We start from the raw sequence: 11,369 nt of genomic DNA on the forward strand, positions 1-11,369 counted from the left end.
CCAACATCATTAGAATTTCTTCAAAAAGCCAAAAATCGCACAGACAACCTACTCATGCCCCACAAGGCTATGGGTAGAATGCATGATATCTCAGAACAACTTTGCTCCATCTATCATACACTTACACCTAAAATAGAAAAAGCTGCTGTATTTGTAATGGCAGGTGATCACGGGGTTGTGGAGGAAGGAGTATCACCTTTCCCACAAGAAGTTACTGGATTGATGTTTAATTGCTTTCTAAATGATTTAGCGACCGTAAGTGTTTTAGCAAAATTTGAGGGGATTGACATAATTCTTGCCGATATCGGTTCCAAATACGATTCATCCAACATTCAAAAAGCTAAGAATGAATTTGTGCTAAGAAAAGTAGTAAATGGCACAAAAAATTTCACCAAAGAACCAGCGATGACAAAAGAAGAAGCACAAAAATGTATAGAAACTGGTTTTGAGATAACCTCAAAATATATAAAAGAAAAAAACTTAGACATAGTCCTTACAGGTGAAATGGGTATAGGCAATACAACACCCTCATCAGCTATTGGTGCAGTCATCACAGGGAATCCAGTGGAAATTATGGTTGGTAAAGGAGCAGGCCTTTCTGCTGAAGGTGTATCAAAAAAAATAGAGGTGATCAAAAAAGGTATAAATCTTCACAAACCAAACCCAAACGATCCCTTGGATATATTAGCCAAAGTTGGAGGAGCAGAAATTGGTGCCATAGCAGGTACAATCATAGCTGCAGCATACCATAGTATTCCTGTAATTATAGATGGCTTCATATCAACAGCTGGAGCCCTCATCGCTTATAAACTCAACCCCATTGTAAAAGAATATATGTTCGCTGGTCATTGTTCAGAAGAACCTGGACACATAAAAATGCTCGAATACCTTGATCTTACTCCAATACTAAACCTAAAAATGAGGTTAGGAGAAGGAACAGGGGCAGTTCTTGCTCTACCCATTATAAAGCAAGCAGCAAATATGTTTGTAAATGTATCCACCTTCGATGAAGCTGGGATCCCAAAGTAGCACCTATATTGCCTTGACAGTCAATATGTTTACCTGTATATATCGCGAAAGGGGGTAACATGAGGATTAGACTCTCGTTAATATTTGTACTAATACTACTTACCACAGCGGTATATGCCAAAGAAACTATCACTATCTTTGCCGGTGCCGCAAGTAAACCCCCTACTGAAGAAGTAGCAAAACTCTTTGAAAAAAAGACAGGGATCAAGGTCGATATAATCTTTGGGGGATCAGGTTATGTTTTATCCCAAATGGAGTTAAGCAAGACAGGAGATCTCTACTTTCCTGGCTCATCAGACTATATGGAAGTAGCAAAAAAGAAGGGTTTGATCTTAGCAGACACTGAAAGATACGTTGTCTATTTGGTACCAGCAATAAATGTCCAAAAAGGGAATCCCAAAAAGATAACCTCACTAAAAGACCTTACAAAACATGGAATAAAGGTTGCCATAGCAAATCCAGAGGGTGTCTGTGTTGGTTCCTATGCAGTTGAAATAGTTGAAAAATTCTTAAATAAAAAAGAAAAAGAACAGTTCAGGAAAAACATTATCAACTACACTGAAAGTTGTGAAAAAACTGCTACCGCAATATCCCTCAAAGCTGTGGATGCTGTTATCGGATGGAGCGTCTTTGAGCATTGGGACTCAAATAGAATAGAAACCATCAAACTCAAAAAAGATGAAATCTTAAGAATAGGTTATATACCTATAGCAGTAACAAAGTACTCAAAAAATAAAGACTTAGCTCTACGCTTTATAGATTTTTTGACATCAGAGGAAGGCAAGGCTATCTTCAGGAAATACAAGTACTTTATGACGCCGGAAGAAGCCTTTGCATGGCTTGGGGGAAAAAAACCTATTGGTGGTGAATACATTGTTCCCCAGGAATGGATAATAAAATAAAGTTAAGATGCTTAAAAAAGTAGCCATTGCATCCAGTTTGATTATTTTTCTGCTCTATGTAGCACTAATTTTATCACTACTTTACTTTTATAAAGGATCTATTTTTTTTGAAACAATCACATCAGAAAGAGTCATCTTTTCGATCAAGATTAGCATTATAACCGCAACTATCGTTACCTGTATTTCACTAATTATCTCAGTACCAGCTGCCTATGCCCTTTCAAGATACGATTTTTGGGGCAAAAGTCTCATTGATACCTCTCTTGAACTACCTATGGTAATTTCACCTGCTGCACTTGGTGCTCTACTTCTAATCTTTTTTAACAACCCTTTTGGTGAATGGATACAATCCAACATTGCCCAGTTTGTTTTTACAACAAATGGTATTATACTTGCCCAATTTGTTACCACTGTTGGCATTTCAACACGTCTGATTAAAGCTACTATTGATGAAATACCCCAGAGATATGAAGAAGTAGCTCAATCTTTAGGCGTTTCACCGATAAAAGTCTTTTTTACCATTACCCTACCTCTTGCCAGAAAAGGTTTATTAGCATCAGCGATACTCACCTGGGCCAAGGCTATTGGTGAATTTGGAGCTACTATTACAATCGCAGGCTCTATGGCTATGAAAACGGAAACACTACCTATAGCTATCTTCATGAAACTTTCAACAGCGGATATAGAACGTACAGTAGTCCTTATATTGATTCTTCTTTCAATTGGTCTTTTTACCCTTTATGCAGTTAGGACACTGATGAAAGGAGATACTTGATTGTGCTTTCTTTAAAAAACATAACCATATCAAATAAAAACTTTCAGATAAATAATCTAAACTTAAATATAAAATCCCAAACAATACATTGCCTACTGGGACCCACTGGATGTGGTAAAACGACACTACTGGAAGCCATTTTAGGACTTAGACGTTTGGAAAAGGGCGAAATTATCAGAGATAACATAAGAATAGATATGCTACCTGTCCACAAAAGGGGATTTTCTTATGTCCCACAGGATTTAGCACTCTTTCCCCACTTAACAGTTAGAGAAAACATACTGTATAGTGTCAAGTACACATCAATCGATAATACAAAAAAGGGTATTAGCCACTCAGATGAAATTACAGACCAACTTGGAATAGTCCATCTTATGGATAGGAAGGTGGCACATCTAAGCGGTGGTGAAAAACAAAGGGTAGCTTTAGCAAGGGCTTTGGTATCTGGGAATGAATATATTCTTCTTGATGAACCCTTTTCCGCTTTACACGAAGGACTAAAACGGGATCTCTGGTTTCTCATGAAGGATATTCAAAAAAAATATAAAAACACATTTATAATGATAACCCACAACTTAGAAGAAGCTTTTTTTCTGGGGGATGACATAAGTGTCATGATCGATGGTTCCATAAAACAATCGGGAGCCAAAGAAGAGATATATAAAACACCAAAGAGTAAATTAGTGGCTGAATTTTTAGGCATCAAAAACATTTTCAAGGCTGAAAAGGTATCTGAGAATCTATTATATGTTGAAGAACTTGGAACAACAATCACCGTTTCCCCAGAGGTAACAGAGCGTTACTATAACACCCCAGAGATACATATAGGTATCAGATCCGAACATGTTATGATCTTAAGAGAGGATCTTAGAAAAAAAGATCAAGAAAATATGCTCGATGGCATTATTTATAGAATATATTGCAAAACAGACTCCCATACTGTTGTTTTCAATCCACATACAGGTTCAAAACTAATAGAGATTGAAGTACCTGCATACGCTTTTAGCAAGCTCTCCTTATCTGAAGGCCAAAACATTAAAATCTGTCTTACAAAGGAGAACATTTTTCCAATTTTATAGAATTTAGTTTACAAAAAATTTTTTTAAGCTATCTTTTATAGCTTATAAAACTTAGGTGAAAACATGAAGGGATTTCTTACTGCCTTAACCTTTCTTACAATTTTAAAGATAAACTTAAAAAACTACGATAGTAGATCGGCAGTCTACTTTTTCCCCATTGTAGGACTTTTAATCACTATACCAGTTTATTATATCTTAAAGGCCGAAATCTATTCAAAAGAGCTTATTGCAATAATTTATCACATACTTATCACTGGTGGATTACACCTGGATGGATTAGCCGATACTTCCGATGCCCTTTTTTCCCATAGAGATAGAGTTAAAAAACTTGAAATAATGAAAGACAGTAGAATAGGAGTATTCGGAGCTCTTGCTTTAGTTATAGCTATACTTTTTCGATACGATATATACACCCATATCCAACCAATCTCAGTGATTCTTGCAGGCATATATTCAAGATTTGGTGCATTGATCATAATGAAAGCGCTACCTTATGCAAGGGAAGAAGGTACTGGGGCTTTTTTTAAAGATATAAACTTATCAGACTTTAAAATTGTTTTCACTGTTTTACCCTTTATATGCATGATGTTATTGACATTTTATCAATTTATATACATAAGCATATTTTTTTTAATAACAACAATACTTTTTTTAGCCATCTACAAAAAATCCATCAACGGCTGGACCGGTGATATGATAGGCGGATATATGGAGAGCTCAGAACTCATTTTGATGTATAGTCTTTTATATTTCTGTTGACATTTTTATCTGTTGGAATAGGATAAAATTTTGAGGTATAAATGTTGACATTTGAAGATGGTATAAAACTTTTTGAAAAAGATCTTCTGGACTTGGCAGAGATTGCCAATACAATACGAAAACAAAAACACCCTGACGGGGTAGTAACCTTTGTAATCGATCGTAATATTAACTATACAAATATCTGTGTCTGCAAGTGTAAATTCTGCGCATATTACAAAGATATCCAGGATAAAGATGCCTTTGTTATAGATTTTGATACTCTAAAAAAGAAGATTCAGGAAACTGCAGAGCTTGGTGGTACCCAGATACTACTTCAGGGGGGATTACACCCATACCTGAAGATCGATTTCTATGAAGAGATGCTTAGGTTTATAAAATCAAATTTCAATATATGGATCCACGGTTTCTCCTCTCCTGAAATAGACCATATAGCCAAAATCAGTAACCTGAGCATAGACGAGACCCTCGATAGGCTCGTAAAAGCAGGTTTAGACTCAATACCGGGAGGCGGTGCAGAGCTTTTAGTGGATCAAGAAAGATCAAGGATAAGCCCATATAAGATAGACTCCGCCAGATGGCTTGGTATTATGGAAACTGCCCATAAAAAAGGGCTTAAGACCACTGCCACAATGATGTTTAAAAAAACTGATACCCCCTCCATGATTATTGAACATCTCACAAAGATAAGGGATCTACAGGATAAAACAGGAGGATTTACAGCTTTTATCCCCTGGCCTTTTCAACCAACCAATACAGAATTAGGTGGTGAAAAAGTAAGCGCAGTGTATTACTTAAAAGTTTTAGCTATTTCAAGGATATACCTGCACAACATAGACAATATTCAGGTATCATGGGTTACACAAGGACCAGATATCGGTCAGATCGCCCTTTATTTTGGGGGCAATGACTTTGGTAGTCTTATGATCGAAGAAAATGTTGTGGCAGCATGTGGTGTATCCTATACCCTTTCCCTTGAAGACATACTACACTTCATAAAAAAAGCCGGCTTTATACCTGTTCAAAGGGACATGCGATACAACTATATTAGGAGATACGATTGAAAAAAGATCTTTTAGACATTTTAGTAGAGATTTCTGAAAAAATGGCTTCAACTTTGCTGATAGATGACCTTTTACGGGATATCCTAAAAATAGCCCAGGAATATCTATCTGTAAAAAGAATCTCAATAATGACCATTGAAGGGGAGCAACTCGTTATAAAAGCTGCCGTAGGGCTTAACATCGATTACAAAATGGTAAAAATCCCATTGGGGCATGGGGTGAGTGGAAAGGTAGCCGTAACTGGGGAAACAATCGTTCTTAACAGAACTGAAAAAACCCACAAAGAATTGGGTTATGATACAGCTTCTTACATGTCTGTCCCCCTTAAGATAAAAGACAAACTGATAGGTGTTTTAAATCTTACTGACAAAGAAGACGATTATTTCTTCGATGATGATATAAAGATAGCAAAATATATTGCCTCCCAATGTGCCATATCGATAGAAAAAGCCCAACTTTACGAATCGATGAGGAAATCTGAAAATCTCCAACTCATTGGCAAATTTACCAGCACAATCATTCACGATATAAAAAATCTTCTAAATATCGTTCAGAACTATGTAGAACTGTTAGAAATCGAATCTGAAAATGAAAAAGATTTCAAAGAATATGTGGATAGTATTTATACAGAGTTAAAATTAATTCATGGTTTGGTAATGGACATTCTCGACTTTTCTAAAAATCAGATATCCCTCAAAGTATCCACAATTAGACTTGATGAATTTATGGACTATATAATCAAACATACAAATATTATGCTACGACCATATAATATAGAATTTGAATTTGACTATCCGAAAGGCATTACATTCTCAGGGGATAATGATAAACTCTTCAGGGTACTTTTCAATCTTATAAACAACGCTGTAGATGCCGTAAATGAAAAGGGAAAGATAAAACTTTTGGTAAATGCTGATAATGAAGCATTGATATTCGTCATCGAAGATAATGGCAAAGGGATACCTGAAGATATGATAGGTAAGATATTTGACCCATTTTATACCTCTGGGAAACAAAAAGGTACAGGCCTGGGACTTGCAGTAGTAAAGGATATTATCCAAGCACATAAAGGGGAGATAAGAGTGGAATCTAAAATAGGTGAATATACCAGATTTTTTATAAAGATACCAATACACAACAAGGTATAAAAAAGTGCATAATCGTATCATCATAAAAGGTGCAAGGCAACACAACCTAAAAAATATATCCCTTGAAATACCAAAAAACAGTCTGGTAGTTATCACAGGTGTAAGTGGCTCAGGGAAATCTACATTAGCTTTTGATACCCTTTATGCAGAAGGACAAAGAAGGTACGTAGAATCACTTTCTGCCTATGCAAGACAATTCCTTGAGCTTATGGAAAAACCTGATGTGGATTCGATAGAATACCTTTCCCCAGCAATCAGTATTGAGCAAAAATCTATAAGTAAAAATCCAAGATCAACTGTAGGGACTATCACAGAAATATACGACTATCTGAGACTACTTTTTGCCAGAGTAGGAGATGTTTTCTGCCCGGCATGTGGGGAAAAAATAGAAAGTTTTACCCCCCAACAGATCACTGATATCATAATGGGGCTACCTGAAAACACCAAAATTGAGATTTTATCACCGGTTGTTTTTGGGAAGAAAGGTGAATTCAAACAACTAATGCAAAAGCTCCTCAAAGATGGTTTTGTAAGAGCATACATAAATAACCAACTTGTCAGGCTCGAAGATGACATCACATTAAACAAAAATCAAAAACATAATATCTCAGTAGTAGTAGATAGACTGAAGGTAAAACCTGACATAAAAAGGAGATTAACCGATTCGATAGAAACAGCACTAAAGTTATCAGAAGGACTTGTAGAGGTATTAACTGAGCATGAAAAAACACTCTACAGTGAAAAATTTGCTTGTGCAGCTTGTAATATCAGTATCCCAGAAATAGAACCAAGAACATTTTCTTTTAACAACCCTTTTGGAGCATGCCCTGAATGTGAAGGTTTAGGGGAAAAACTGATTTTTGATGAAGAATTGATAGTCCCTGATCCTACAAAATCTATAAAAGAAGGTGCCATAGCTCCATGGGGTAAATTAGAAAACTTTCATCAACTTAACACCATTATAGCCATTTCAGAACAGTTTGGAATAGATGTAAACAAACCATTTTCCCATATAGATCAAGCCAGTAAAAATATTTTAATGTATGGTTCCGAAAAGCCCCTCAAGCTTTTTACATTTAAAGGGGATCAAAAAATCACCTATGAAAAAGAGTTTAAAGGGGTAATTGGTGAATTGAAATCGATGCTGCTCTCAGAGAAATGGGCAGATGTGGAAAAAGCCAAACAGTACATGTCCAGTATGCCCTGTGAAGCCTGTAAAGGTACAAGGTTGAAATCCCACAGTCTTTCTGTCAAAATAAATGGTCTAAGTATTGCCGAAATCTCCTCCATGACAGTGGAAAAGCTCATTCCATTTTTTCAGCAGCTGAATTTTGAAGGTTTTAAAAAAGATGTAGCAGATAAAATAATAAAAGAAATAATGCACCGGTTAACCTTTTTAAAAAATGTTGGGATCGACTATATCACCCTGTCAAGGAGCGCAATGACCCTAAGTGGTGGTGAGTCCCAAAGGATAAGATTAGCCACACAGGTTGGCTCCGGTCTAACAGGTGTATTGTATGTTTTGGATGAACCCAGCATCGGACTACATCAAAGAGACAACGACATGCTGATAAACACATTAAAAAACCTAAGGGATATTGGTAACACAGTAATAGTTGTTGAACATGATGAAGACACAATAAAAAATTCCGATTATATCATCGATATGGGCCCTGGAGCTGGCATTAAGGGTGGAGAAGTTGTCTTTAAAGGGACATATAAGGAGCTGTTGGAGTGTAAATGTTCCCTAACTTCAGATTATCTATCTGGTAGAAAAAAGATCGATATCCCCATTAAGAAAAAGCCAGATGGTAGGTTTATAGTAATAAAGGGTGCTAAGCATAACAATCTAAAAAATATCACTGTAAAATTCCCTATAGGCCTTATAACAGCTGTTACAGGTGTCAGCGGATCTGGAAAATCCACCTTAGTGATGGATATCCTCTACCCTGCCCTTAAAAGAAAACTATACGGCTCAGCAGCAAAACCTGGTTATTTCGATGAAATAACAGGCATAGAGTACATAGATAAAATCATCGATATTGATCAATCCCCCATAGGAAGAACGCCGAGATCCAATCCGGCGACATATACTGGCGTTTTTGGTGATATAAGGGAAATAATGGCCCAAACTCCTGAAGCAAAGCTAAGAGGTTACAAACAGGGTAGATTCAGCTTTAATCTAAAAGGTGGCAGATGCGAGCGTTGTCAGGGGGAAGGTTATATAAAAATAGAGATGCACTTTTTACCAGATATGTACGTAAAGTGTGATGTTTGCCATGGAAATCGTTATAACAGGGATACCCTTGATATAAGATACAAAGGCAAAAACATTGCAGAGATACTGGAATTCACAGTGGACGAGGCCTACGATTTTTTTGAAAACATACCCAAACTAAACCATAAACTTACTGTTTTAAAAGAGGTGGGTTTAGGTTATATCCACTTAGGTCAGCCTGCTACTACTTTATCGGGTGGTGAAGCCCAGAGGATAAAATTAGCAAAAGAACTCATGAAGAGATCCACAGGCAAAACACTTTATATTTTCGATGAACCTACAACTGGGTTACATTTTGATGATGTAAAAAAATTAGTAAAAATATTTAAGGCATTGTCAGAAGCTGGAAATTCTGTTATAATCATTGAGCATAACTTAGATGTTATCAAGATAGCAGACTACATAATAGATCTCGGCCCAGAAGGTGGAGATAAAGGTGGTTTTGTTGTTTTCGAAGGGCTACCTGAAGATTGTTGTAGATGTGAATCATCATACACCGGAAAATACCTAAAGGAGAAAATGCTGAATGCATAATAAAAAGATATTGTTTCTGACTCTTTTTCTTTTACTCTCTGTATTGTCTTTTGCTACAATACAGGACGACTACAATGCTAACTTCAAAGATTATGAGTTTATCAATAAATCGAAAAATGTCACAAAATTTTCTTACAAAATGGTAGCAGACAAGTTTCTGGATATCTACAGCAAAGCACCAAAAACCAAGTTAGGCGAGCAATCCCTCTATTACGGAGCTGAGACACTTTATAGATCTTATAAGCGCTTTAATGAACCCGTTCATAGAGATGAAGCTTTGAAGTATTACAGATTATTATCAAGTAATTATAATTCCCCTTTAGCCGCCGAGGGTTTTCTTAAGGCTGCTGAAATCTATATCGAGTTAAAAGATCTTCCCACAGCCAAGTTTATGTACGAATCCTGTATAAATAAATTTCCAAAGCTTAATGCAGCAAAAATAGCAAAACAAAAGCTCTCTGAACTAAGCAAAAAATACCCTACAACAAAACCAGAAAAATCATCCAAGCCAACCGTCACCAAAGAGGAAAAACCAGATAAACAACCAGAAGAAAAACATCTCAACAAAAATATGGATGACAGCAAAAAAGATGAACCCAAAAAGGATCCGGACACTCCAGAAAAAAATGCGCCAAGGGTAGAAATAAAAAGTGTAAGGCATTGGAGTAACGAAGATTACACAAGGGTAGTAATAGAACTAACAGGTAAAGCAAACTTTTATAAGCATTGGTTGAAGGAGAATCCAGAGTATAACAAACCACCTCGACTTTTTGTCGATATCTATAACTCTGTCATCGATCCATCTATCCCTAAAAACATGGATATAAATGATGGTCTTTTGAAGGGTCTCAGATGGGGTATATACGACAAGTATACAACAAGGGTCGTTTTAGATATCGATTCTGTAAACGATTTTACTGTATTTCAAATGGAAAACCCTTATAGAATTATTATAGACGTAAGCAAAGACTCCCTTTCTAAAACAGCGGCAACTACCCCTCCAGCCAAAACAAAAGAGGAACCTAAGTCCAAAGCAAAGGGGAAGATAACCCTTGTTGAACAAGGTGACAAGCATACCTTGGCATCAGCTTTCGGTCTTAAAGTAAAAACGGTTGTTATAGATCCGGGGCATGGAGGAAAAGACCCCGGTGCCACATATCATGGACTGATGGAAAAAGATATCAATCTTGATATTGCCATTCGTGTCAAAAAGAAGTTGCAAGAATACGACTCTGGTTTAAAGATACTTATGACAAGGGAGACTGATATTTTTATCCCTCTTGAGGAAAGAACAGCTTTTGCCAATAAAAACAAAGCTGATCTTTTCGTATCGATCCATCAAAATGCCAGTAAAAACAGTGATGCCCATGGGGTAGAGACCTACGTATTAAACGTAACAAAGGACAAAGCAGCTTTAGCAGTGGCCGCTTTTGAAAACCAGGCATCAGAGAAATCTATCTCCGATCTCCAGGGGATATTAAAGGATATCATGCTAAATTCAAAGTTGGAGGAATCCTTGATGCTGGCAAACTTTGTCCAGAAGGATTTGGTAAAAAGCACCCATGATAAAGATCTGGGTGTAAAACAGGCCCCTTTTTATGTTCTCGTGGGTGCAAAAATGCCATCAATCCTTATTGAATGCAGTTTCATTTCACACCCAGCAACTGCCCAGCACCTCACCACTGAAGATTATAAAGAAAAAATGGCTGAAGGTATATTCAAAGGTATTGTAAAATATATAGAACATTATAATGGCAAATAATGTCAGATTTTCATATAAAAAAATCTTATATCTGACAGG

The 11,369-nt window shown here is 36.5% G+C and carries 9 protein-coding genes; all 9 read left to right on the forward strand.

Annotated features, from left to right (window positions below; genetic code table 11):
- A partial coding sequence (gene cobT, locus N3C60_00900) for a nicotinate-nucleotide--dimethylbenzimidazole phosphoribosyltransferase (GenBank protein MCX8083468.1) occupies positions 1-1,029 on the forward strand: 1,029 nt, incomplete at its 5' end.
- 59 nt (positions 1,030-1,088) lie between these two features.
- Positions 1,089-1,931 (forward strand): molybdate ABC transporter substrate-binding protein, encoded by an 843-nt coding sequence (gene modA, locus N3C60_00905; GenBank protein ID MCX8083469.1) that lies wholly within the window; start codon positions 1,089-1,091, stop codon positions 1,929-1,931.
- A gap of 7 nt (positions 1,932-1,938) precedes the next feature.
- Positions 1,939-2,706, forward strand: coding sequence for an ABC transporter permease (locus tag N3C60_00910; GenBank protein MCX8083470.1), 768 nt, complete (start codon positions 1,939-1,941; stop codon positions 2,704-2,706).
- 2 nt (positions 2,707-2,708) lie between these two features.
- Positions 2,709-3,785 carry an ABC transporter ATP-binding protein gene (locus tag N3C60_00915; protein MCX8083471.1) on the forward strand — a complete coding sequence of 359 codons (1,077 nt, stop codon included), beginning with the start codon at positions 2,709-2,711 and terminating at the stop codon, positions 3,783-3,785.
- 63 nt (positions 3,786-3,848) lie between these two features.
- The gene (locus N3C60_00920; GenBank protein ID MCX8083472.1) at positions 3,849-4,544 is read left to right on the forward strand and encodes an adenosylcobinamide-GDP ribazoletransferase; all 696 of its coding nucleotides are present in this window, start codon (positions 3,849-3,851) and stop codon (positions 4,542-4,544) included.
- A gap of 41 nt (positions 4,545-4,585) precedes the next feature.
- Positions 4,586-5,608: a dehypoxanthine futalosine cyclase gene (mqnC, locus tag N3C60_00925; GenBank protein ID MCX8083473.1), complete on the forward strand. Its 1,023-nt coding sequence runs from the start codon at positions 4,586-4,588 to the stop codon at positions 5,606-5,608.
- The gene (locus N3C60_00930) at positions 5,605-6,756 is read left to right on the forward strand and encodes a GAF domain-containing sensor histidine kinase (GenBank protein ID MCX8083474.1); all 1,152 of its coding nucleotides are present in this window, start codon (positions 5,605-5,607) and stop codon (positions 6,754-6,756) included. The genes mqnC and N3C60_00930 overlap by 4 nt, the downstream gene beginning before the upstream one ends.
- A gap of 4 nt (positions 6,757-6,760) precedes the next feature.
- Positions 6,761-9,568, forward strand: a complete 2,808-nt coding sequence (gene uvrA / locus N3C60_00935) for an excinuclease ABC subunit UvrA (protein ID MCX8083475.1) — start codon at positions 6,761-6,763, stop codon at positions 9,566-9,568.
- Positions 9,561-11,330 carry an N-acetylmuramoyl-L-alanine amidase gene (locus N3C60_00940; protein ID MCX8083476.1) on the forward strand — a complete coding sequence of 590 codons (1,770 nt, stop codon included), beginning with the start codon at positions 9,561-9,563 and terminating at the stop codon, positions 11,328-11,330. The genes uvrA and N3C60_00940 overlap by 8 nt, the downstream gene beginning before the upstream one ends.
- The last annotated feature ends 39 nt before the right edge of the window (positions 11,331-11,369 follow it).

Source organism: Calditerrivibrio sp., from assembly GCA_026415135.1.
In the GTDB taxonomy this organism is placed as follows: Bacteria; Chrysiogenota; Deferribacteres; order Deferribacterales; family Calditerrivibrionaceae; genus Calditerrivibrio.